Origin of the sequence: Pseudomonas vlassakiae (genome assembly GCF_014269035.2) — a bacterium.
GTDB classification, from domain to species: domain Bacteria; phylum Pseudomonadota; class Gammaproteobacteria; order Pseudomonadales; family Pseudomonadaceae; genus Aquipseudomonas; species Aquipseudomonas vlassakiae.
This window is the reverse complement of record NZ_JABWRP020000004.1, coordinates 323,995-347,317: the sequence shown is the minus strand read 5'-3', so window position 1 is coordinate 347,317 and position 23,323 is coordinate 323,995. Positions and strand designations below refer to the sequence as shown.

At 63.4% G+C, this 23,323-nt stretch carries 23 protein-coding genes; 20 read left to right on the top strand and 3 right to left on the bottom strand.

What is annotated here, in order from left to right; genetic code table 11:
- Positions 1-67: 67 nt before the first annotated feature.
- The 18 genes from HU738_RS07790 to HU738_RS07705 all read left to right on the top strand — a co-directional run bounded on the left by HU738_RS07790 (position 68) and on the right by HU738_RS07705 (position 17,765).
- Positions 68-1,156 (top strand): efflux RND transporter periplasmic adaptor subunit, encoded by a 1,089-nt coding sequence (locus HU738_RS07790; RefSeq protein WP_186601913.1) that lies wholly within the window; start codon positions 68-70, stop codon positions 1,154-1,156.
- Positions 1,153-2,220, top strand: a complete 1,068-nt coding sequence (locus HU738_RS07785) for an efflux RND transporter periplasmic adaptor subunit (RefSeq protein ID WP_176507562.1) — start codon at positions 1,153-1,155, stop codon at positions 2,218-2,220. Before HU738_RS07790 ends, HU738_RS07785 begins: the two co-directional genes overlap by 4 nt.
- Positions 2,217-5,282, top strand: coding sequence for an efflux RND transporter permease subunit (locus HU738_RS07780; protein ID WP_186601911.1), 3,066 nt, complete (start codon positions 2,217-2,219; stop codon positions 5,280-5,282). The genes HU738_RS07785 and HU738_RS07780 overlap by 4 nt, the downstream gene beginning before the upstream one ends.
- Positions 5,283-5,476: 194 nt before the next feature.
- The gene (gene oscA / locus HU738_RS07775; protein ID WP_016712582.1) at positions 5,477-5,659 is read left to right on the top strand and encodes a sulfur starvation response protein OscA; all 183 of its coding nucleotides are present in this window, start codon (positions 5,477-5,479) and stop codon (positions 5,657-5,659) included.
- Between the two features lie 50 nt (positions 5,660-5,709).
- Positions 5,710-6,717: a sulfate ABC transporter substrate-binding protein gene (locus HU738_RS07770; protein ID WP_186601909.1), complete on the top strand. Its 1,008-nt coding sequence runs from the start codon at positions 5,710-5,712 to the stop codon at positions 6,715-6,717.
- 119 nt (positions 6,718-6,836) lie between these two features.
- Complete coding sequence (gene cysT / locus HU738_RS07765; protein WP_176507564.1) at positions 6,837-7,655, top strand: sulfate ABC transporter permease subunit CysT; 819 nt, start codon at positions 6,837-6,839, stop codon at positions 7,653-7,655.
- 10 nt (positions 7,656-7,665) lie between these two features.
- On the top strand, positions 7,666-8,538 hold the full coding sequence (cysW, locus tag HU738_RS07760; RefSeq protein WP_176507565.1) for a sulfate ABC transporter permease subunit CysW: 873 nt from the start codon (positions 7,666-7,668) through the stop codon (positions 8,536-8,538).
- Between the two features lie 3 nt (positions 8,539-8,541).
- On the top strand, positions 8,542-9,531 hold the full coding sequence (locus tag HU738_RS07755; RefSeq protein ID WP_027920905.1) for a sulfate/molybdate ABC transporter ATP-binding protein: 990 nt from the start codon (positions 8,542-8,544) through the stop codon (positions 9,529-9,531).
- A 331-nt stretch (positions 9,532-9,862) separates the two neighbouring features.
- The gene (locus tag HU738_RS07750; RefSeq protein ID WP_186601907.1) at positions 9,863-10,648 is read left to right on the top strand and encodes an energy transducer TonB; all 786 of its coding nucleotides are present in this window, start codon (positions 9,863-9,865) and stop codon (positions 10,646-10,648) included.
- Positions 10,649-10,678: 30 nt separating this feature from the next.
- A complete protein-coding gene (locus HU738_RS07745; protein ID WP_176507568.1) occupies positions 10,679-11,398 on the top strand; it encodes a MotA/TolQ/ExbB proton channel family protein in 720 nt (239 codons plus the stop codon).
- Between the two features lies 1 nt (position 11,399).
- Complete coding sequence (locus HU738_RS07740) at positions 11,400-11,801, top strand: ExbD/TolR family protein (protein WP_186601905.1); 402 nt, start codon at positions 11,400-11,402, stop codon at positions 11,799-11,801.
- Positions 11,802-11,980: 179 nt separating this feature from the next.
- Positions 11,981-12,562 carry an alpha/beta hydrolase gene (locus HU738_RS07735; protein ID WP_176507569.1) on the top strand — a complete coding sequence of 194 codons (582 nt, stop codon included), beginning with the start codon at positions 11,981-11,983 and terminating at the stop codon, positions 12,560-12,562.
- A 64-nt stretch (positions 12,563-12,626) separates the two neighbouring features.
- Positions 12,627-13,457 carry a sigma 54-interacting transcriptional regulator gene (locus HU738_RS07730; RefSeq protein WP_186601903.1) on the top strand — a complete coding sequence of 277 codons (831 nt, stop codon included), beginning with the start codon at positions 12,627-12,629 and terminating at the stop codon, positions 13,455-13,457.
- A 174-nt stretch (positions 13,458-13,631) separates the two neighbouring features.
- Positions 13,632-14,417: a MetQ/NlpA family ABC transporter substrate-binding protein gene (locus HU738_RS07725; protein WP_054885481.1), complete on the top strand. Its 786-nt coding sequence runs from the start codon at positions 13,632-13,634 to the stop codon at positions 14,415-14,417.
- 403 nt (positions 14,418-14,820) lie between these two features.
- Positions 14,821-15,486: an amino acid ABC transporter permease gene (locus tag HU738_RS07720; protein ID WP_054885482.1), complete on the top strand. Its 666-nt coding sequence runs from the start codon at positions 14,821-14,823 to the stop codon at positions 15,484-15,486.
- Complete coding sequence (locus HU738_RS07715; RefSeq protein WP_176507571.1) at positions 15,467-16,126, top strand: amino acid ABC transporter permease; 660 nt, start codon at positions 15,467-15,469, stop codon at positions 16,124-16,126. The genes HU738_RS07720 and HU738_RS07715 overlap by 20 nt, the downstream gene beginning before the upstream one ends.
- The gene (locus tag HU738_RS07710) at positions 16,123-16,896 is read left to right on the top strand and encodes an amino acid ABC transporter ATP-binding protein (protein ID WP_186601901.1); all 774 of its coding nucleotides are present in this window, start codon (positions 16,123-16,125) and stop codon (positions 16,894-16,896) included. The genes HU738_RS07715 and HU738_RS07710 overlap by 4 nt, the downstream gene beginning before the upstream one ends.
- Positions 16,893-17,765, top strand: coding sequence for a transporter substrate-binding domain-containing protein (locus HU738_RS07705; protein ID WP_186601899.1), 873 nt, complete (start codon positions 16,893-16,895; stop codon positions 17,763-17,765). Before HU738_RS07710 ends, HU738_RS07705 begins: the two co-directional genes overlap by 4 nt.
- A 154-nt stretch (positions 17,766-17,919) precedes the next feature.
- On the opposite strand, the gene HU738_RS07700 is transcribed toward HU738_RS07705, so the two are convergent.
- Positions 17,920-20,286 carry a penicillin acylase family protein gene (locus HU738_RS07700; protein WP_186601897.1) on the bottom strand — a complete coding sequence of 789 codons (2,367 nt, stop codon included), beginning with the start codon at positions 20,284-20,286 and terminating at the stop codon, positions 17,920-17,922.
- An 87-nt stretch (positions 20,287-20,373) separates the two neighbouring features.
- Between HU738_RS07700 and HU738_RS07695 the strand changes: the two genes are divergently transcribed.
- Positions 20,374-20,940 carry a sugar O-acetyltransferase gene (locus HU738_RS07695; RefSeq protein WP_176507575.1) on the top strand — a complete coding sequence of 189 codons (567 nt, stop codon included), beginning with the start codon at positions 20,374-20,376 and terminating at the stop codon, positions 20,938-20,940.
- Here the strand turns inward: HU738_RS07695 and HU738_RS07690 are convergent.
- A complete protein-coding gene (locus HU738_RS07690; RefSeq protein WP_186601895.1) occupies positions 20,919-21,485 on the bottom strand; it encodes a DUF6436 domain-containing protein in 567 nt (188 codons plus the stop codon). The two genes, HU738_RS07695 and HU738_RS07690, sit on opposite strands and share 22 nt — an antisense overlap.
- A gap of 135 nt (positions 21,486-21,620) precedes the next feature.
- Here HU738_RS07690 and bipL point away from each other — a divergent pair, with 135 nt between their 5' ends.
- Positions 21,621-22,547, top strand: a complete 927-nt coding sequence (gene bipL, locus HU738_RS07685) for a phospholipase BipL (RefSeq protein WP_186601893.1) — start codon at positions 21,621-21,623, stop codon at positions 22,545-22,547.
- Here bipL and HU738_RS07680 read toward each other — a convergent pair whose 3' ends face one another.
- Complete coding sequence (locus tag HU738_RS07680; protein WP_186601891.1) at positions 22,548-23,300, bottom strand: DUF2059 domain-containing protein; 753 nt, start codon at positions 23,298-23,300, stop codon at positions 22,548-22,550.
- Positions 23,301-23,323: the final 23 nt, after the last annotated feature.

Genomic DNA, 23,323 nt, shown 5'->3' with positions numbered 1-23,323 from the left:
ATCGAACCCTGAACTACGCTGACAGTCGCATCCCAAGAATCATTTGCGCGCAAAGCAAGGAGCCTGCATGACGTTGATGCGTCCGCTGTCGGTAGTTTGCCTGGGGCTGCTGTATCTGCTCGCTGGCTGTAGCAAGGAAGAAACCACCGAAACGCTGCCGCGGGTCGGCGTGCAGCAGGTAACACCCACCGACTTCGCTGCCAGAGTCACCCTGACGGGCGACGTGCAGGCGCGGGTGCAGACCGACCTGTCGTTCCGCGTGGGCGGCAAGATCATTTCCCGTAGCGTCGATGTGGGCGATCACGTCAGGGCCAACCAGGTGCTGGCGCGGCTCGACCCGAAAGACCTGCAGAACAATGTCGACTCGGCCAAGGCCGAGGTGTTCGCGGCGCAAGCGCGGGTCACCCAGGCCAGCGCGGCCTTTGTCCGCCAGCAAAAATTGCTGCCCAAGGGCTACACCAGCCAGAGCGAATACGATGCCGCCGAAGCTGCGCTGCGCAGCAACCAGAGCGCGCTCAAGGCTGCCCAGGCAGAGCTGGCCGATGCCAATGAGCAGCTGAGCTACACCGCGTTGGTGTCCGATGCCGATGGCGTGATCACCGAGCGCCAGGCCGAGGTGGGCCAGGTGGTGCAGGCGACCATGCCGATCTTCAGCCTGGCCCGTGACGGCGACCGCGATGCGGTGTTCAACGTCTACGAATCGCTGCTGGTGGCGCCGCCCAGCGACGCTGGGGTCATCGTCAGCCTGCTGGATGACCCCCAGGTCCAGGCTCACGGCTTTGTCCGTGAAATCACCCCCACCGTGTCCGCGCAAAGCGGCACCGTGCAGGTCAAGGTGGCGCTGAAGGATGTGCCGCCAGACATGCAGTTGGGCGCGCCGGTCACTGCCAGCACCAATGCGGTGGGGCGGCCCAGCGTCGAGCTGCCATGGTCGGCATTGACCAAGGCGCTGCATGAGCCAGCAGTCTGGGTGGTGGGCGAGGGCGACAAGGTCGAACTGCGCAAGGTCGAGGTCAGCCGTTATCTGACCGGCAAGATCGTGGTTGCCAGCGGCCTGAAGGCCGGTGAAACCGTGGTGGTGGTCGGTGGCCAGCTGCTGCACCCCGGCATGCAGGTGCAGAAGGTCGATGCCAGGTCCCAGGGAGGTGAGCTATGAAGCGCCTGCTGCTGATACTGTCGGCCGGCATGCTGCTGGCCGCCTGTGGTAGCGATGAGCAAGCGCCCGAGCCGATCAGGCCGGTGCTGTCGGTCAAGGTGGAACCACAGATGCAATCGCAGCTGGGCCGCTTCGCTGGCCTTATCGAAGCGCGCTTCGAAAGCACCTTGGGCTTCCGGGTCGGCGGGCGCATCGCCCGGCGCTGGCTGGATGTGGGCGCCCAGGTCAAACCGGGCGATACCCTGGCCACGCTCGACCCCACCGACCAGCAGAACCAGCTGCGTGCCGCCGAAGGCGACCTGGCCAAAGTGCAGGCGCAGTGGATCAACGCCCAGGCCGATGCCCGCCGCCAGCAGCAGCTGTTTGACCGCGGCGTCGGGGCCCAGGCCCAGCTGGATATCGCCCAGACCAACCTGAAAACCACCAGCGCCGCACTGGAGCAGGCGCGCTCGGCGCTCAGCCAGGCCCGCGACCAGCTCGACTACAGCACCCTGCGCACTGATCATGCGGCGGTCATCACTGCCTGGCAGGCCGAAGCCGGGCAGACCGTCACCGCCGGCCAGGCCGTGGTGACCCTGGCGCGGCCGGATGTGAAGGAAGCGGTGATCGACCTGCCGATCGGCCTCGCCGAGCAATTGAACAAAGGCCTGACCTTCACCGTTGCCTCGCAGCTCGACCCGACCATCAACACCACCGCCACCCTGCGTGAACTGGAGCCACAGGCCGACGCAACCACCCGCACCCGCCGCGCGCGCCTGACATTGGCCAGCACCCCGCCGGCCTTCCACTTGGGCACCGCGATCAGCGTGACCCTGAGTTCTGAAGTGAGCCCGCGCAGCGAGCTGCCGCTCAGTGCCTTGCTCGAGCGTGATGGCAAGACTCAGGTCTGGGTGATCGACACCGAGCAGAAAACCGTAGGTACCCGCGACGTCACCCTGATCGACCGTACCGCCGACAGCATCGTCCTGGCGTCGGGCGTGCAGCCGGGCGAGCGTGTGGTGACGGCGGGTGTGAACAGCCTCAAGCCTGGCCAGAAGGTCACCTTCGACGAGGATGCGCAATGAAAGGAAGCTTCAACCTGTCCGAATGGGCGCTCAAGCATCAATCGTTCGTCTGGTACCTGATGTTCGTTGCCCTGCTGATGGGCATTTTCTCGTACTTCAACCTTGGCCGGGAGGAAGACCCTTCGTTCACCATCAAGACCATGGTGATTCAGACCCGCTGGCCGGGTGCGACCCAGGACGAAACCCTGTACCAAATCACCGACCGCATCGAAAAGAAGCTCGAGGAACTCGATTCCCTCGACTACACCAAGAGCTATACCCGCCCGGGCGAGTCGACGGTGTACGTGTATCTGCGCGACACCACCAAGGCCAAGGACATCCCGCAAATCTGGTACCAGGTGCGCAAGAAGATCCAGGACATCCGCGGTGAATTCCCGGCCGGCATCCAGGGGCCTGGGTTCAACGATGAATTCGGCGACGTGTTTGGTTCGATCTACGCCTTCACCGCCGACGGCCTCACCCTGCGTCAGTTGCGTGACTACGTGGAGCAGGCGCGCGCGGAAGTGCGCGATGTCCCCAACATCGGCAAGATCGAGCTGGTCGGCACCCAGGACGAAGTGCTGTACCTGAACTTCTCGACCCGCAAGCTGGCGGCCCTGGGCATCGACCAGCGCCAAGTCATGCAAGCCCTGCAGTCGCAGAACGCGGTGACCCCGGCCGGGGTTATCGAGGCTGGTCCCGAGCGCATTTCGGTACGCACCACCGGGCAGTTCGCTTCGGAAAAGGACCTGCAGACGGTCAACCTGAAGATCAACGACCGTTTCTTCCGCCTGGCCGACATCGCTGACATCCAGCGCGGCTACGTCGACCCACCCTCACCGATGTTCCGTTACAACGGCCAGACCGCCATCGGCCTGGCCATCGGCATGAAGGCCGGCGGCAACATGCAGGTATTTGGCGCGGCGCTGAAAAAACGCATGGAGCGGGTCATAGAGGACCTGCCGGTTGGCGTTGGCGTGCACACCGTGTCGGACCAGGCCGTGGTGGTCAAGCAGGCCGTAGGCGGCTTCACCAGCGCGCTGTTCGAAGCGGTGGTGATCGTGCTGGCGGTGAGTTTCGTCAGCCTTGGCATGCGCGCTGGCCTGGTGGTGGCCTGTTCGATTCCACTGGTGTTGGCGATGGTGTTCGTGTTCATGGAATACAGCGGCATTACCATGCAGCGGATTTCGCTGGGTGCGCTGATCATCGCCCTCGGCTTGCTGGTGGATGACGCCATGATCACGGTCGAGGTGATGGTCACACGGCTGGAAATGGGCGAGAGCAAGGAGCAGGCGGCGACGTTCGCCTATACCTCGACGGCGTTCCCCATGCTCACCGGTACCCTGGTGACGGTTGCCGGCTTCGTGCCCATCGGCCTCAACGCCAGTTCCGCGGGTGAATACACCTACACGCTGTTTGCGGTGATCGCCGTGGCGCTGATGGTCTCGTGGGTGGTGGCGGTGTTCTTCGCCCCGGTGCTGGGCGTGCACATTCTCAGCAGCGCCAAGCTCAAGGCCCATGAAGCCGAGCCAGGGCGCGTCGGCCGGGCCTTCGAGCATGGCCTGCTGTGGTGCATGCGCAACCGCTGGCTGACCATCATCGGCACTGTCGTGCTGTTTGCCCTGGCGATCTTTTGCGAGCGTTTCGTGCAGAACCAGTTCTTCCCGTCATCGGACCGTCCGGAAATCCTCGTCGACCTCAACCTGCCGCAGAACGCTTCGATCGAGGAAACCCGCAAGGTGGTCGACCGCTTCGAGGCCCGCATCAAGGATGACCCGGACATGGTGAGCTGGAGCACCTACATCGGCCAGGGTGCGATTCGTTTCTATCTGCCCCTCGACCAGCAGTTGCAGAACCCGTACTACGCGCAGCTGGTGATCGTCAGCAAGGGCTTCGAAGAACGCCAGGGCATGATGCAGCGGCTGCAGAAGATCCTGCATGAAGAGTTCGTCGGCATCGGCGTCAACGTGCAATCGCTGGAAATGGGCCCGCCGGTGGGCAGGCCGATCCAGTACCGGGTCAGTGGCGCCAATATCGACGAAGTGCGCAAGCATGCCATCGACCTGGCCACCTTGCTCGACCAGAACGAGCACATCGGCGAGATGATCTACGACTGGAACGAGCCCGGTAAGGTGCTGCGGGTGGAAATCGCCCAGGACAAGGCGCGTCAGCTGGGGTTGTCGTCGGAGGACGTGGCCAATGTCATGAACAGCATCGTCAGCGGCGTGGATATCACCCAGGTCAACGACAACATTTACCTGGTCGATGTGGTCGCCCGTGCCGAGGACAGCGAGCGCGGCTCACCTGATACCCTGCAGAACCTGCAGATTCTCACGCCCAGCGGTACCTCGATCCCGCTGCTGTCGTTCGCCACCGTGCGTTACGAACTGGAGCAGCCGCTGGTATGGCGCCGTGACCGCAAGCCGACCATCACCATCAAGGCCTCGGTCAACGGCGATATCCAGCCGACCGACCTGGTGGCCCAGCTCAAGCCGAAGATCGACGAGTTCGCCAGCAAGCTGCCGGTGGGCTTCGAAGTGGCCACCGGCGGTACCGTGGAGGAGAGCGCGAAGGCCCAGGGACCGATCCGCAAGGTCATCCCGTTGATGCTGTTCCTCATGGCGACCTTCCTGATGATCCAGCTGCACAGCGTGCAGAAGCTGTTACTGGTGGTCAGCGTGGCGCCACTGGGGCTGATCGGCGTGGTGCTGGCACTGGTGCCGACGGGCACGCCGATGGGCTTTGTGGCGATCCTCGGCATCCTCGCCTTGGCGGGCATCATCATTCGTAACTCGGTGATCCTGGTGACCCAGATCGACGAGTTCGAGGCCCAGGGCCTCTCGCCGTGGGATGCGGTGGTGGAGGCGACCAACCACCGACGTCGCCCCATCCTGCTGACGGCGGCGGCAGCGAGCCTGGGCATGATCCCGATTGCCCGCGAGGTGTTCTGGGGGCCGATGGCCTACGCGATGATTGGCGGGATCATTGTCGCGACCCTGCTGACGCTGCTGTTCCTGCCGGCGCTGTACGTAGCCTGGTACAAGATCCGCGAGCCTGAAAACAGCACCAAAACCCAGCACTGATCCCTGTGGGGGCGGGCACGCCCGCTCCCACAGAGGTATTTTCTCGCCCTCACGATCATCACGTAAATTTGGTTATATAAACATTCTTAAACAGTATTTTTAAGAATAATCCCGCCTCACTACTATTGCCCTCAAGCCAGGCAATGAACCCCTTCACATCCATGCCCGGCACCCTCATTCCAAGGAGAACGAGCATGAGTGCATCGCTGCGTAGCATCGACGGTCAGGACGAAGCCACCATTCTGCGTGAGATCCAGAGCGCCTTGCGCGACCTGCGTTTCGGTGCGGTGGAAATCACCGTGCACAACGCTCAGGTCGTGCAGATCGAGCGCAAGGAGAAGTTCCGCCTGCAACAGCCAGGCAACAAGGCCGGCTGATTCGCACCACAACATCCAAAACTAGAAAAATGCCAATCGGGAGCTTCACCATGTCCATCCGCCGTTATGCGCTTGCCGCCCTGGCCAGCGCTGTTTTTGCCGGTTCCGCCATCGCCAAGGACTACGAACTGCTGAACGTGTCCTATGACCCGACCCGTGAGTTGTACCAGCAGTACAACGCCGAATTCATCAAGCACTGGCAACAGGCCCATCCGGGCGACAAGGTGAAGATCCAGCAATCCCATGGCGGCTCGGGCAAACAGGCTCGTGCGGTGATCGATGGCCTGCGCGCCGACGTGGTGACCTTGGCCCTGGCCGGTGACATCGACGAAGTCGCCAAACTCGGCAAGACCCTGCCCGAGGACTGGCAGAAGCGCCTGCCGGACGCCAGCACCCCGTACACTTCGACCATTGTGTTCCTGGTGCGCAAGGGCAACCCGAAAGGCATCAAGGACTGGGGCGACCTGATCAAGAAGGACGTGTCGGTCATCACGCCCAACCCGAAAACCTCCGGTGGCGCCCGCTGGAACTTCCTCGCCGCCTGGGCCTACGGCCTGAAGACCGGCGGCAGTGAAGACAAGGCCAAAGCCTACGTGCAGGAGCTGTTCAAGCACGTGCCAGTGCTGGACACCGGTGCCCGCGGCTCGACCATCACCTTCGTCAACAATGGTCAGGGCGACGTGCTGCTGGCCTGGGAAAACGAAGCCTTCCTGGCGCTCAAGGAAGACGGGGGCGCCGACAAGTTCGACATCGTCGTGCCGTCGCTGTCGATCCTTGCCGAGCCGCCGGTGGCGGTGGTCGACAAGAACGCCGAGAAAAAGGGCAACACCGAGATTGCCACTGAATACCTCAAGCACCTGTACAGCCCGGCCGGGCAGAAGATTGCCGCCGAGAACTTCTACCGCCCACGTGACGAGAAAGTCGCTGCCGAATTTGGCAAGCAATTCCCTAAACTGGAGCTGGTGACCATCGACAAGGACTTTGGTGGCTGGAAGACTGCACAACCGAAATTCTTCAATGATGGCGGTGTGTTCGACCAGATCTATCAGGCACAGTAAGGCGGTCACCGTAGGAGCGGCCTTCAGCCGCGAAAGGGCTGCGTAGCAGCCCCAGGATTCAGAAGCCTGCACCGGCCCGGAATTGTTTCCGGGCTTCGTGCGTTCAACCAGGGATATTTATGTCACGTCGCATTTCCCCCGTCATACCCGGCTTCGGGCTGACGCTGGGCTACACCTTGGTGTACCTCAGCCTGATTGTGCTGATACCGCTGGCGGCCATGTTCGTGCATGCCGCGCAGCTCACCTGGGAGCAGTTCTGGAACGTCATCAGTGCGCCGCGGGTGATCGCCGCGCTGCAGTTGAGTTTCGGCACCGCCCTGTTCGCCGCCATCATCAACGGAGTGATCGGTACCCTCCTGGCCTGGGTGCTGGTGCGCTATACGTTCCCGGGGCGCAAGGTCATCGACGCGATGATCGACCTGCCGTTCGCCCTGCCCACCGCCGTTGCCGGTATTGCCCTGACCGCGCTGTACGCGCCTGCGGGCTGGGTTGGCCAGTTCGCCACCGACCTCGGTTTCAAGATCGCCTACACGCCGCTGGGCATCACCCTGGCGCTGACCTTCGTTACCCTGCCGTTCGTGGTGCGCACGGTGCAGCCAGTGCTGGCCGACATCCCGCGTGAAGTCGAAGAGGCCGCGGCATGCCTGGGTGCGAAACCGTTGCAGGTGTTCCGCCACATCCTTGCGCCGGCGCTGTTGCCCGCCTGGCTCACCGGTTTCGCCCTGGCCTTCGCGCGCGGTGTCGGCGAGTACGGTTCGGTGATCTTCATCGCCGGCAACATGCCGATGAAGACCGAGATCCTGCCGTTGCTGATCATGGTCAAGCTCGACCAGTACGACTACACCGGCGCCACGTCCATCGGCGTGCTGATGCTGGTGGTTTCCTTCATCCTGCTGCTGCTGATCAACCTGCTGCAGCGCCGCATCGAAACCCCTTGAAGGAGGCCGCATGTCTGGTTCAACCCTGAGTGCAAGCGCTGCCGCCAACGCCGCCCGACGTGGCAGCGCCACCTCGCGGCGCGTGCTGATCGGCCTTGGCTGGCTGGTGTTCGCGCTGTTCCTGCTGCTGCCCCTGGTGATCGTGGTGTCGCAGGCGCTGAAGAATGGCTTCGGCACCTTCGTCGAGGCGATCTTCGAGCCTGATGCCTTGTCGGCGCTCAAGCTCACCTTGCTCGCCGTGGTCGTTTCGGTGCCGCTGAACCTGGTGTTCGGTGTCAGTGCCGCGTGGTGCGTGAGCAAGTACAGCTTTCGCGGCAAGAGTATCCTGGTGACGTTGATCGACCTGCCGTTCTCGGTGTCGCCGGTGATCGCCGGCCTGGTCTACGTGCTGATGTTCGGTGCCCAAGGTCTTTTCGGCCCATGGCTGCAGGACCATGACATCCAGATCGTGTTCGCCCTTCCGGGCATCGTGCTGGCGACCATTTTCGTCACCGTGCCGTTCGTCGCCCGCGAGCTCATCCCGCTGATGCAGGAGCAGGGCACGCAGGAGGAGGAAGCCGCGCGCCTGCTCGGCGCCAACGGCTGGCAGATGTTCTGGCATGTGACCCTGCCGAACATCAAATGGGGCCTGATCTACGGCGTGGTGCTGTGCACCGCGCGGGCCATGGGTGAGTTTGGTGCGGTGTCGGTGGTTTCGGGCCATATCCGTGGCGTGACCAACACCTTGCCGCTGCACGTGGAGATCCTCTACAACGAGTACAACCACGTCGCGGCCTTCAGCGTGGCCAGCCTGTTGCTGATCCTGGCGCTCTTCATCCTGCTGCTCAAGCAGTGGAGCGAGAACCGTATTAACCGCCTGCGCCACAGCGCCGCGGAGGAATGATTCATGTCGATCGAAGTTCGTAACGTCAGCAAGCGCTTCAACAGCTTCCAGGCCCTGAACGCTATCAACCTGGACATCAACAGCGGCGAGCTGGTGGCCCTGCTTGGCCCGTCCGGCTGCGGCAAGACCACCCTGCTGCGCATCATCGCCGGCCTGGAAACCCCGGACCAGGGCAACATCGTGTTCCATGGCGAGGACGTGTCCGGCCACGACGTGCGTGATCGCAACGTCGGCTTCGTGTTCCAGCACTACGCGTTGTTCCGCCACATGAGCGTGTTCGACAACGTCGCCTTCGGCCTGCGCATGAAGCCCAAGGGCGAGCGCCCGAGCGAAAGCAAGATTGCCGAGAAAGTCCACGAACTGTTGAACATGGTACAGCTCGACTGGCTGTCCGACCGCTACCCCGAGCAGCTGTCCGGTGGCCAGCGCCAGCGTATCGCCCTGGCCCGCGCCCTGGCGGTGGAGCCCAAGGTGCTGCTGCTGGACGAGCCGTTCGGTGCGCTCGACGCCAAGGTGCGCAAGGAGCTGCGCCGCTGGCTGGCGCGGTTGCACGAGGACATCAACCTGACCTCGGTGTTCGTCACCCACGACCAGGAAGAGGCCATGGAAGTGGCTGACCGCATCGTGGTGATGAACAAGGGTGTGATCGAGCAGATCGGTTCGCCGGGCGAGGTGTACGAGCAGCCAGCCAACGATTTCGTCTACCACTTCCTCGGCGACTCCAACCGCCTGGCCTTGAGCGAGGGCCAGCATGTGTTGTTCCGCCCGCACGAAGTGTCGCTGTCGCGGCATGAGACCGAGGGGCACCATGCGGCCGAAGTGCGCGATATCCGCCCGCTGGGCGCGACCACCCGGGTGACCTTGAAGGTGGAAGGGCAGAGCGAGCTGATCGAGGCCGAGGTGGTCAAGGACCACGACAGCCTGACCGGGCTGGCGCGTGGCGAAACGCTGTTCTTCCGGCCGAAGGTCTGGCAGAAGGTGGCGGATATCTAAGCTGCGTTGAGCGATGAAAAACCCGGGCATGTTCCCGGGTTTTTTATTGCCTCAAGCTTGACGAGGCCCCTGTAGGAGCGGGTTTACCCGCGATCGAGGGCGCAGCCCTCGCGGCAATCTGATGCCTTGTATGAATATTTCATATGCCCGCAAAGCATCGCCTGATCGCCGCAAACCCACACCCCGCGAAACCCGCGGCCTAGAGCCAAACCGGTAAAATTAATATTCCAAACAGCTCTAACTTTAATTTTAAACATTACTTTAAGAGATAAGCCCCTGCCCGCGATGATTCAGCCACACACCTGAATCAAGAACCCCAGGAGTTTGATCAATGGGTAATGTCCAGTCGGCCGTCAGGGCCTACGACCAGCCATGGCGCCCGAGCCCGGGTGACCTGGTCGACCTTGGACGGACGCTTCGCCTGCCACTGGGTCAGCTGCGCCTGCAACGCACCCCGGTCAGCGGCCTCAAGCGCCGCGACAAGCTGGCGCTGGGCCTGCTGGTACTGGCCTTGCACGGTGCCGCCGCCTACTGGGTCAGCCAGGCTCCCACGCCCACGCTGCCCGTGGTGCCGCCCCAGATTCCGCCCATGACCATCGAGTTCGCCGCGCCCGCACCGCCGGTCGTGGAGCCGCCGCCACCTGCGCCTGCACCGCCAGTGGTCGAGCCACCCCCGGTGATCGACGAATTGGCCGCCAAGCCCAAGCCCAAGCCTAAACCTGTGCCCAAGCCAGTGGCCAAGCAACCGCCCAAGCCACAGCCCAAGCCGGTCGAGGCGCCACCGCCTGCGCCGGTTGCTGCGCCGGCGCCCCCTGCGCCACCTGCGCCAGCCCCGGTCACGCCGCCGTCTGCCAACGCCGCGTACCTGAAAAACCCTGCGCCGGAGTACCCGCAGATGGCGCTGCGTCGTGGCTGGGAAGGCACCGTGCTGCTGCGCGTCGAGGTGCTGCCCAGCGGCAAGCCGGGGCAAATCCAGATCCAGCAGAGCAGCGGCCGCGATGCCCTCGACGCCGCCGCCCTGGCTGCGGTCAAGCGCTGGAGCTTCGTCCCCGCCAAGCAGGGCGATGTGGCCCAGGCCGGCTGGGTCAGCGTGCCGATCGATTTCAAGCTTCGCTAACTTTTTCGCAGAACACAGGAAGACATCATCATGAGCCTGCTGGCATCTCCCCTCGAATCCGTTGAAAGTGCAGTCATCTGGCTGCTGGTCGGTTTTTCCGTCGTCACCTGGGGCCTGGCCCTGGTCAAGATCGTTCAGTTCGTACGGCTGAAGCATCAGGACAAGCGCTTCCACCAGCAATTCTGGGCCGCATCGAGCCTCGACTCGGCGGCGGAAATCAGCCACGAGCTGCCAGGCCCGGCCGCCCGTGTCGCCCAGTCCGGTTATGCGGCGATTGCGGTCGGTGAAGCGCACGCCAATGACCTGAGCCACGCCATCAACCACCAGGACCGCCTCGAACGTGCCTTGCGCCAGCAGATCGTGCGTGAGCGTCGCTCGCTGGAAACCGGCCTGGCAGTGGTTGCCAGTATCGGCAGCACCTCGCCCTTCATCGGCCTGTTTGGCACCGTGTGGGGCATCATGGAAGCGCTCAAGGGTATCAGCGCGGCCGGCTCCGCCAGCCTTGAAACCGTGGCCGGGCCGATCGGCGCAGCGCTGGTCGCCACCGGTGTAGGTATCGCCGTCGCGGTGCCGGCGGTGCTGGTCTACAACTATTTCCTGCGCCGCCTCAAGCTGACGGCCGCCGACCTCGATGACTTCGCTCACGACTTCTACAGCCTGGCGCAGAAGAGTGCCTTCCGCGTGCTGGTGCACCCGGCTGTGCACAAGGCCCAGGGTGGTTTCACCCAGCCGGTGAAGGAGGCGTCCTGACATGGCCTTTTCAACCCAGGATAGCGACGAAGTCCTCAGTGAAATCAACGTCACGCCGCTGGTGGACGTCATGCTGGTACTGCTGGTGGTGTTCATCGTCACCGCGCCGCTGTTGACCAACGCCATTCCGATCAACCTGCCCAAGACCGAGGCCGTGGCGCCAGTGGAGCAGAAGGACCCCTTGGTGGTGAGCATCGATGGGGGTGGCAAGCTGTTCATCAACAAGGACGAGATCCAGCCGGACCTGCTGGAAATCAACCTCAAGGCGGCCAAGGACAAGGACGCCGACGTGCGTGTGCAGCTGCAGGCCGATGATGGCGTGAACTATGGCGAAGTGGCGCGGGCCATGGCTGCGATCGAGCGCGCCGGGATCAGCAAGCTGGCGGTAATAACTGCACGGTAATCTTCACCTTCTTCAGGCAAGTGCTTAAGGGCCACATCTCTTGGCAGGGGTTGGCCCTTTTTTTTGCCTGTTATCGACGTGCAATTATAGTTATTAATAAATAGCTTCTTATTCCTTTACGAATATAAATGCCTCCCTATACTGATTCCCAAGCACGCAAACTTACTGGAGGCGTCCCCATGCGCAATGAGTCAATCCGTTACCTGATTGTGCCGGGCTGGCAAGGATCGCCAGACAACCATTGGCAGAGTCACTGGCAGCGCACGCTGCCCAACAGCGCCCGGGTCGAGCAGCAGGACTGGCTCACTCCACAGCGCGGCGATTGGGTGCAGGCGCTGGAGCAGGCGATTGCCGCCGAACGCTCGCCGGTGATTCTCATCGCTCATAGCCTCGGCTGCATTACCGTCGCCCACTGGGCCGCACACGCCAGCCCGGCCCTGCTGCGCCGGGTGCGCGGTGCGTTGCTGGTGGCGCCGGCGGATGTCGAGCGGCCCGCCTGTGCGCCGGCCTTGCGCAACTTCGCGCCGATCCCGCTGCAGGCGCTACCGTTCCCAAGCCAGGTGGTCAGCTCGGACAACGATCCGGCGGTCAGCGTGCCACGTGCGTTGTACCTGGCCCAGGCCTGGGGCGCCGAGGCGGGCCTGCTGAGCAATGCCGGGCATATCAACGTGAAGTCCGGCCACGAGCGCTGGGAACAAGGCTTCGCCTACCTGTACCGCCTGCAGAGCCGGGTCGAGCAGCGCGCATTGCGTCGCGCCTGACCGGCCCCGATCGTTCAACGTTTGCCTGACGCCCGGCCACGATGGCCTGGGGCGGGAGTTCGTCATGACTTTTCAAAACCCGTTCGGCCAGCCATTGCTGACCTTTCCTGAACTGGACAAGAGCCCACTGAGCATCCGTGCCAAGGCGCTGGTGTTCATCGACCCGCGCTCGCAGCAGTTACGCCAGGCCCTGGAGCAGCTGGCGCCGCAGCCCGTACCGGTGCTGATACGCGGCGAGACGGGTACCGGCAAGGAGTTGCTGGCAAGGCAGATTCACCGGGCCAGTGACCGCCCCGGACTGTTCGTCTCGGTCAACTGCGCGGCCATCAGCCCGACCTATGCCGACGCCGAGCTGTTCGGCTACAGCGCCGGCAGCCAGGGCGGTACGGCCAGCAGCCGCGCCGGTTGGTTCGGTTCGGCCAATGGGGGCACCTTGTACCTGGACGAGATTGCCGACTTGCCGCTGGCGATCCAGGGCAAGCTGCTGGCGGCGTTGGAGAACCGCGAGGTGACCCGTGTCGGCGCGCAGCAACCACAGCCGGTGGACGTCCGCCTGGTAGCCGCGACCAGCATCGACCTGGCGCGGGTGGTGAAGGCCGGGCGCTTCAATGAGCGCCTGTACCAGTACCTGCGCGAGGGCGCGCTGGAGCTGCCGCCACTGCGTGAGCGCCCGGGCGATATCCTGCCGTTGGCCGAGTATTTCGTGGGTATCTACAGCGTGCGCCTGCAACGCCCACTCGCGCTGATCAGCGAGGCCGCGCAACAGCTGCTTGAAGCCCATGCCTGGCCGGGCAACACCCGCGAACTGGAGAATGTGATCCACTTCGCGCTGTTGGTGAGCGACGGCGACGAGCTGCTGCCGCAGGACCTCGATTTGCCCAACCCCGCGGGCTAGACGAGCTATAAGCAAACTGGGTGGTGGCATTTTGTTTTTGGAATAAGCAGCTAATTAAAAGATATTGTTAGGGAATAAAAAATCTCGGTATCGTCCGCATCACGCCCTCCAGTGAAACGGTTGGGCATCCGACTTCGCCATCCGCTATGGCCCAGATCCAGAACAAGGAACACCATGAAAAAGACCCTGCTGACCACTGCCCTGGCTGCCGCTCTGTCGTTCGCTGGCCTGGCATCCGCCGCCGAGAAACTGGTCGTAGCCGCGACCCCGGTACCGCACGCCGAGATCCTTGAGCTGATCAAGCCGACCCTGGCCAAGGAAGGTGTGGACCTGCAGATCAAGGTGTTCACCGACTACGTGCAGCCGAACGTACAGGTTGACCAGAAGCGCCTGGACGCCAACTACTTCCAGACCCTGCCGTACCTGCAGAACTTCAACGAAGGCAAGGGCACCCACCTGGAAACCGTGATCGGCGTACACGTCGAGCCGTTCGGTGGCTACTCGAAAAAGGTCAAGAGCCTGAGCGAGCTGAAAGAAGGCGCCAGCGTTGCCATCCCGAACGAGGGCAGCAACAGCGGTCGCGCCCTGCTGCTGCTGCAGAAGGCTGGCCTGATCACCCTGAAAGACCCGAAGAATGCCCTGGCAACCCCGAAAGACATCGCCGAGAACCCGAAGAAGCTGAAGTTCCGCGAGCTTGAATCGGCCATGCTGCCGCGCGTGCTGGACCAGGTCGATCTGGACATGATCAACACCAACTACGCCCTGGAAGCCGGCCTGAACCCGGCCAAGGACGCGCTGGTGATCGAAGGCAGCGACTCGCCGTACGTGAACTTCCTGGTAGCCCGCCCGGACAACAAGAACAGTGAGGCTATCCAGAAGCTGGCCAAGGCGCTGACCAGCCCTGAGGTGAAGGAATTCATCGCCAAGAAATACCAAGGTGCGGTACTGCCTGCGTTCTGATTGTTTGATCGGTGCATGAAAATGCCGACGCCTGTGCGTCGGCATTTTTGTTGGCGGCTGGGGGAAGGTTGAGCTGGCCTCACTGGCAGGCCAGTGCAGGCTTATGCCGAAGGCAGCCCGCCCAAGGCCCGGCGCAATGCCAGCAGCCACAGCAATTGTTCGTTCGAATCAGGTGAGCAGGGGCTATTCATCGTTGTCGTCCTTGTGGGGATGGCCTTGCTGTCTGAAGCTGTTTGAAAGGCGTGATGCAGAAAAGTTTCGATAGCCCGGAGAGTGATATCGATATGCAATAAAGGTATTTAGAAAAGTCTTTTTATACCTTTAGAGTCTAGCGATCGCGCTTGGCGCATCGTTCAGACTTTCCTATGTCGTACTTCGCAAACCGGATGTCGAGGCAGAATCCATGACCTTCGACACCGCGTTCATTCTTAGCACATTGCCAGCCTTCTTCAAGGCGGTCGGCGTGACCTTGCAGGTCGGGCTGATTGCCATCGCCACCTCGCTGCTGGTGGCGCTGCTCAATGCCACGGTCCTGGTGCTACGCACCCCCTACCTGCGGCACCTGGTCAAAGGCTATGTGGAACTGGCGCGTAACACCCCCCTGCTGATCCAGCTGTTCTTCGTCTACTTCGCGTTGCCGAGCCTGGGCCTGAAGATCTCCGGTTTTGCCGCAGCGATCATCACCATGACCTTCATGGGCGGTGCCTACCTCACCGAGGTGCTGCGTGCCGGAGTCGAAGCCGTGCCGCGTGCGCAGCTGGAATCGGGCCGCTCCATCGGGCTGTCGGAAGGCCAGCTGCTGCGCCACGTGATCCTGCCCCAGGCCGGCATCCTCAGCCTGCCGGCACTGTTCGCCAACTTCGTCTTCCTGCTCAAGGAAACCACCGTGGTCTCGGCCGTGGCGGTGCCTGAAATTCTCTACACCACCAAAAGCTACATCGCCCTGTACTACAAGACCTACGAGATGCTCGCGGTGCTGACGCTGCTCTGCGTGCTGCTGTTCCTGCCGCTGTCGCTGCTGCTGCGCTACCTGGAAAGGAGGCTGCAACATGGCCAGTTCGGCAATTGAGCTGTTGCTGACGTCTTTGCCGCTGCTGGCCAAGGGGGCGGCGCAAACGTTGGCCATTTCGGCACTGGGGATTGTCTTCGCAACGCTCGGTGGCGTGCTGTATGGCACGCTGGCCACCCTGGGCAATCGCCTGCTGAACATCGCCTTGCAGGTGTACCTGGAGCTGTTTCGGGCGATCCCGGTACTGGTCTGGCTGTACCTGGTGTTCTTCGGTTTGCCGATCTTCTTTGCCCTGAGCATTCCCAGCTTCTGGTGCGCGGTACTGGTGCTGGGCTTGTGGGGTGCCAGCGAGGTCGGTGAAGTGGTGCGGGGAGCGCTGCAATCGCTGCCGCGTGGACAACGCGAGGCCGGGCTGTCGATCGGGCTTTCCACTGGCCAGCTTTACGGCTACGTGCTGCTGCCCCAGGCCCTCAAGCGCATGACGCCACCGACCATCAACATCTACACGCGGATCATCAAGACCAGTTCGCTGGCGGTGCTGATCGGCGTGGTCGAAGTGATCAAGGCCGGCCAGCAGATCATCGAGCGCACCTACGAATCGCTGCTGATCTACGCCGTACTGTTCCTGTTCTTCTTTATCGTCTGCTACCCGCTGTCCGCCGCCTCGCGCGTGCTGGAGCGCCGCTGGGCCCACTCATGACCGCACTGATCGAATTCCAGGGTTTCAACAAGTATTTCGGCGCTCACCAGGTGCTGGATAACATCGACCTCAAGGTCCGCACCGGCGAAGTGGTGGTGATCCTCGGCCCCAGCGGCTGCGGCAAGAGCACCTTGCTACGCTGCCTCAATGGCCTGGAAGAGGCCCATAGCGGGCACCTGCGCTTGGAGGGCGAAGAGTTGCTGACCCGTGCAACCGACTGGCGCCAGGTGCGCCAGCGGGTGGGCATGGTGTTCCAGAGCTATCACCTGTTCGGCCACATGAGCGTGATGGACAACCTGCTGCTCGGCCCGCTCAAGGTGCAGAAACGCGAACGCGCCGAAGCCCAGGCTCAGGCCGAAGCGCTATTGGCGCGGGTCGGCCTGCTGGACAAGCGTGACGCCTACCCGCGGCAGTTGTCCGGTGGCCAGCAGCAGCGCATCGCCATCGTCCGTTCGCTGTGCATGAACCCGCAGGTGATGCTGTTCGATGAAGTCACCGCAGCGCTCGACCCGGAAATGGTCAAGGAAGTGCTGCAGGTGATCCAGGGCCTGGCCCGCGACGGCATGACCCTGCTCATCGTTACCCACGAAATGGCCTTCGCTCGCGCGGTGGCCGACCGCATCGTGTTCATGGAGGCCGGCAGGATCCTTGAACAAAGCGACCCCGAGAGCTTCTTCAGCCAACCGCGAACCGCACGCGCGCAGCAGTTCCTGGACAAATTCTCCTTTGTCGAAAGCCTGCCGAAGACAACACAAAAGGAACTGTCATGAAAACTGCCCCGCTTACCAAACTGCTGGCGCCGTTGTTCGGCCTGGCCCTGCTGGCCGGCTGCAACAAGGCCGAGGAGCCGCCAAAGCCCGCAGCTGCATCGCCGGCCACCAGCTACCTGGAAACCATCAAGGCCCGCGACAAGCTGATTGTCGGCGTGTTCACCGACAAGCCGCCGTTCGGCTTCGTCGACGCAAGCGGCCGTTACGTCGGCTTCGACACCGACATCGGCCGGCGTCTGGCCAAGGACCTGTTGGGCGACGAGAACAAGGTGGAGTTCGTCGCCGTCGAGCCGGCCAGCCGTATTCCGTTCCTGCAGAGCGACAAGGTCGACCTGATTCTCGCCAACATGACCGTGACCCCGGAGCGCAAGGAGGCGGTGGACTTCACCAACCCCAACCTGCGCGTGGCCGTGCAGGCCATCGTTGCCGACGGCAGCCCGGTGCAGAAGCTCGATGACCTGGCGGACAAGACCATCATCGTCACCACCGGTACCACGGCCGATATCTGGCTGACCAAGAACCACCCGGACTGGAAACTGCTCAAGTTCGAGAAGAACAGCGAGTCGCTGCAAGCGCTGGCCAATGGCCGTGGCGATGCCTATGCCCAGGACAACCTGATCCTGTTCAGCTGGGCCAAGCAGAACCCAGGGTACCGTGTGCTGCCGCAGTTGCTCGGTGAGGAAGCGCCGATTGCCCCGGCGGTGGAGAAGGGTAATACCGAACTGCGCGACTGGGTGAATGCCGAGCTGGCCAGGCTGGGGGAGGAGAAGTTTCTGCTGAAACTCTATGACCAGTATGTACGCAAGGAACTGAGCGATGACACCAAGCCGGAAAGCGTGATCGTCGAAGGTGGCAAGTGGCAGGGTTGACCGGCTGATTGCGGCCGCTGTGGGAGCCGGCGCGCCCGCGCAGCAGGCGACGCGGCGCATGGCACCGGCTGCGCCGGTGTTCGCGGCGGTTCGACGCCTCGACATGCCCGCTCCCACATGGGCCGCCAGGCGGCCGAGCAAAGGCTATTCGAAATCACTTGGCGCTGGGTACCAGCCTCAGCGTGCTCTGCGCCGGAATCACGCCCATCTGCGCGCGCTGGTACTTGCCTTCGACATACCCCTCGGCCTGGTCCGAGAAATACCGGTCGAACGGCACGCCGCTTTGCCCTACCGGGTTGCTGGTCAGTGCCTGCCCGGCATCGGCGAAATCGATCAGGCGCCGGGTCGATGGCCCGTAGGTCACCGGCCACGGCGCCGGGCCGATCTTCGCCGACAGGTTGTTCGGCACCTCGTGGGTGCCGGGGGCGGCAAACGGGCCGACATTGAACAGCAGGTTCAGCGGTTTTTTCGAACCCAGTGGGTGGTTGTGGGTCAGGGTATGCGCCTTGCCCCATTGCCAGCTGGCCGGGTCTTGGCCGAGGGTGGTGCGCAGGTGGGCAAGGCTCTTCTGCCACGCTACGCGCACGATGGCGGTGCGGTCGGTGCGCTGGTTGGCGCCGCGGGTATTCCACCAGGGCGAATCGGCGTCTGCAGCCAGGCGCGGCAGCGCGGCATCGATGACGCGTGTGCTGATCAGCACCGGGAACCAGGTGTCGCCCAGTTCGTCATGTAATGCGGCATAGGCCAGCTCGTAGAGGAACTGGTTGAACAGCGTGGCGCTGGTGGAATCCAGCGGATAGTCACCGCGCCAGGCGGCAAGCTGCTCGACCAGTTCCTTTTCCTCGTCACCCTGGGCGACCTGGCGCAGGGTCGCCAGCAGCGGTGCCAAGGTGCGCGGGCCGTAATCGCTGGCCGTGTCGAGTTGCAGCGCCTGGCTGTTTTGCATGTCCCATTTCACCTCGGGGTTGGCCAGCTGGCGATCGAGCTGACGGCCGCGGTCGGCGAGGTTGTAGTATCCCGGTATCGGCACCACGGCCTGAGGCTGGTAGTTTGCCGAAACGATGTAGCCGCTGGCCGGGTTTTCCTGTTGCGGGTTGACGCTGAACGGGTAGAAACCGTGTTTGTCGGCCTGGCTGCTGGCGCCGTCGAGGATGAACGCCGGGTTCACCCCGTCCGGGCGAATCGGCAACTTCGCTGCCGCCCACCAGCCGATGTCGCCACGGGCGTTGGCCCAGACGAAGTTCAGCCCCGGCGCCTGCACCTTGGCAGCCGCTTCGCGCATCTTGCCCAGGGTGTCGGCGCGGTTGAGCTGGTAGAAGCCTTCGAGGATCGGGTTTTCGGTTTCGAGGAATGCCCACCACATGGCAATCGGCGTGGCCCCGGCCGTGGCGCCGAGGACTTCGTTGACGATGGGCCCGTGTGGGGAGCGGCGCAGGTTGATGGTGACGGGTGGCTCGCCTTTGACTGCAATCTGCTGCGCGGTCTTTTCCAGCGTTTGCCACTGGCCGTCGATCATCACTTGGTCAGCGTTGGCAGGGTTGGTCTTTTCCGCGATCAGGTCGACGTCATCGTTCTGGAACATGGTCAGGCTCCAGCCGAAATCACGGTTGTGCCCCAGCATCGCGAACGGGTTCAGCGCCTGGAAGTAGCCGTACAGGTTGAAGCCGGGCGCCGAAAGCTCAGCCTCGTACCAGACGGCGGGCACGGCAAAACTGATGTGCGGATCGCCCGCCAGCAAGGGCTTGCCGCTGCCGGTGCGGCTGCCGGAAACGGCCCAGGCATTGCTGCCCTCGAACTGCGGGATGCCGGCTTCGACCAGCGCCTCGTGGCTGGCGCGGGCCACGGCTTCGAGGCTGTGCCAGTCCGCCGCCGCCAGGGGCGTGCCCAGGGCGCCCTGTGGTTGCCAGTCGAGGTCGAAAATCTTCAGGTAGTGCGGGCCGAGCTGGTCGCGGATGTAGGTCAGTGCGGGTTCGGTGCGAAACGCTGCGGCGAAACTGTAGGCCAGGTAACCGGCGATGCTTAGCGTGTCTTCGGCAGTGAACGGCCGTGGGGTGATACCGATCAGGTCGAATTCCATCGGTTTGGGGTGGCTGGCCTGCCAGGCATTGACGCCCTCGAGGTAGGCCTGCAAGGCTTGCCAGGCGGGCGATTGGGGGTCCTGGCGCTGAGCCATCAGCGCAGCCTGCTCGCGGATGCGCAGGCTGCGAAACAGGGTGTCGGTGGGCAGCAGCTTTTCGCCCAGCACTTCGGCCAGCTCGCCACGGGCCAGGCGGCGCATGATCTCCATCTGGAACAAGCGGTCCTGGGCATGCACGTAGCCCAGGGCGCGGTACAGATCCGCTTCGCTCCCTGCTTGCAGATGAGGCACGCCACGTGCGTCGTAGCGCACGCTGACCGGGCCTTGCAGCCCGGCCATGGCCACTTCGCCCTCACGCTGCGGCAGCTTGCCATGCACGTACCAGTAACCGGCGCCAGCGGCCACGGCAACGACCACGGCCAACAGGGTCAGGCTGCGCTTCATCGAAACTCCTTGTGCATTCGAAGGGAAACTGTGGTCCGATCATCAACGGATTCGCGAACAGAGCATAGCCCTCTCAAAGGAGTTTCCATGTCCCTCAGCGAAAAACAGAAAATGCTCAGTGGCCAGCTCTACCATGCCGGCTGCCCCGAGCTGCAGGCCGAACAGATTGCCAACAAGCACTGGATGCACCGCTACAACAACAGCGTCGAGCTGCTCAACGACGCGCGCAACGGCCTGCTGGCCGAGCACTTCGGCCATGTCGGCGAAGGTGCGGTGATCCGCCCGCCGTTCTACTGCGACTACGGCTACAACATCAGCGTCGGGCGCAACACGTTCATGAACTTCAACTGCGTGATCCTCGATGTGGTGCCGGTGCGCATCGGCGACGACTGCCAGATCGGCCCCAACGTGCAGATCTACACGGCCGACCACCCGCTCGACCCCGAAGTCCGCCGGAGCGGGTTAGAGAGCGGGCGACCGGTGACCATTGGCAACAACGTGTGGATCGGCGGCGCGGCGATCATCCTGCCGGGGGTGACCATTGGTGACAATGCCGTGATTGGAGCTGGCAGCGTGGTGACCCGTGATGTACCTGCGGGGGCGACGGCGGTGGGCAATCCGGCGCGAGTGCGTCAGCCTGCCCATGGGCAGTAGCAGCCCAGGGCCAGGGTGTTGGAGGCGCTGACTTTGCGGCCGGCCAGCAGCGCCTTCATGATCGGCTCGATGAAGCTGTTGCTGGCGTTGCACACGGCGCCTTCGCTGTAGGGGCCGAAGTAGGCCAGGTTACCTTGGCGGTCCCAGATGGCCACGGCGGGAGAGGCGGGCAAATGTTCGCTGCCGGGCAAGTGGGCGATGGGTTGCAGACTGCTCAGGTTGGCAGGTAGCTGGCCGTGGCTGCCAGCCTTCTGCACGACGTGGAAGGTCACGCCCTGGCCTGCGAACTGGGCAATCAGGTCGCCCAGGTGCTGCTGGTTGCCGACGTTGCACGGGCAGGCCGGGTCCCAGAAGTGCACCACGCGAATTGGCCCGGGGCCGGCGAGTTCAGGGGGGAGTCGCAGCGCGCTGCCGTTGAACAGCGTGGTCTGGTTGTCGAACGGGCGCAGGTAGCGGGACTGGAAGGTGGCGTAGGCCTGCCAGAGTACAATGGCACTGAGCACCAGCACTAACACCATCAGTGTGCATTTGACACGGTTCGACATGAGTTATCCACAGTGCCGGCGATGAGACCGGTGCAGGCAGCGCATCTGCCTGATGAAAAGGTGCCCAAGCTTGCCACGATGCGGCCAACAGCTGAATATCCCAGATCAATACTCGCTCCGCCTTGGATGTACTCAATGCCCGCTGCCTTTCACCCCGATCTCCTGCGTGCCAGCCTCGCGCCGTTGGCCAGACGCCAGCCGTTGGCCGCGCAGGCGCAGGACTACCAGCGTTTCTATGGCCTGAACCTGGCGGCGCAGAGCTGGCTGGGCGGTTTCCAGGCCGCGGGGTTCGAGTTGGTCGGACAGGTCTGGTTGCCTGAACAGCCGGTCGCGACGTTATTCTTGCTGCACGGCTACTACGACCACATGGGCCTCTATCGCCATGTGATCAACTGGGCGCTGAAACTCGGTTACGCGGTGATCAGCTGCGACCTGCCAGGCCACGGCCTGTCCAGTGGCGAGCGCGCCAACATCAGCGATTTCGCGTTGTACCAGCAGGTGCTGGAGGCCTTGTTCGAACAGGCGCGTGGCCTGGAACTGCCACGGCCTTGGCACCTGTGCGGGCAAAGCACCGGTGGCGCCATCGCTGTCGATCACTTGCTGAACCAAGGCGAGCGCAGTCCCATCGATGGCGAGGTGATCCTGCTGGCGCCGCTGGTGCGGCCCCGGTCCTGGCGCTGGTCGAAATTCAGTTATCGGGTATTGCGCCACTTCGTCAACGGTATAGAGCGGCGCTTCAGCGAGAACACCAACGACCCGACTTTCCTGCCCTTCCTCGAAGCCGACCCGCTGCAACCGCGGCGGCTGCCCACGGCCTGGGTCGGCGCCTTGATTGCCTGGGTCAAGCGTATCGAGGCGGCGCCGCACTGCGCGCGACGGCCGTTGATCGTGCAGGGAGAAGCGGACGGTACGGTGGATTGGCCCTACAACCTCGAAGTGCTCAAGGCCAAGTTCAGCGAGCCACAGATCCTGATGTTGCCCGAAGCTCGCCATCACCTGGCCAACGAGCTGCCGGACATTCGCCGGCGTTACTTCGATTTCATCGAGCAGCGCCTGGGCTGATCATTCGAGGTCGGCGCTGTTCTGGCCCACCGCCAGGCCGGCACGCACCGCAGCCACGGCAGCCTGGTAATAAGCCTTGCCGTCTGGCGACTCGGCGAAGGTCGCGAATTCTTCCAGCTCGTCGTCGGACAGGTCGCGGTAGACGTACAGCAGGGTGTTGTTCAGGTCTTCGCCGATCTGTCCCATCAGACGCTGGCGCTGGCCGTCGAGCAGGCTTTGGGCCTGGCTGGCGCCAAACAGGCCGGGGATCATCGAGCTCAGGCTGTCGGCAGCTACGCCGGCGATCGCCAGGCTGACTTCGGCGCCGGCTTCGCGGGCTGGCAGGGCCCGGGCCAGGTGGCCTATGACCAGCAAGCGATTGTCGCTGGCCTGCATCTTCGGCAGGCCCTTGGCGTTCTTGGCCAGCTGGTCTTTGCGCGTGGCCAGCAGCTCGGCGGCGACAATCTTGCGCCCCAGTGGCGACTGGAAGAAGGCCAGCGCCGGCGCCGGGTTGGGCAACGTACTGCGCAGCTTGGCCAAGGCACGGTTGTCCATCGCCTGGGCCTGGAAGCGCTGGTTGCTGTTATTGACCAGCGCCTGGTAAACCGCAGGCGGCAGGCTGTTGCGGTAGCGCTGCTGGGCCGCGCTCACGGCATCGGAAAAGTGGGCGCGCTGGTCGGGCCAGCCGGCGGCCTTGTACAGTTGATCAAGGGTGTCTGCCCAGACAGGCATGGTGCAGATCATCAGCAGAAGCAGGGAAAACAGACGGTGCATTCAGGACTCCTGTCGGCAGGTGG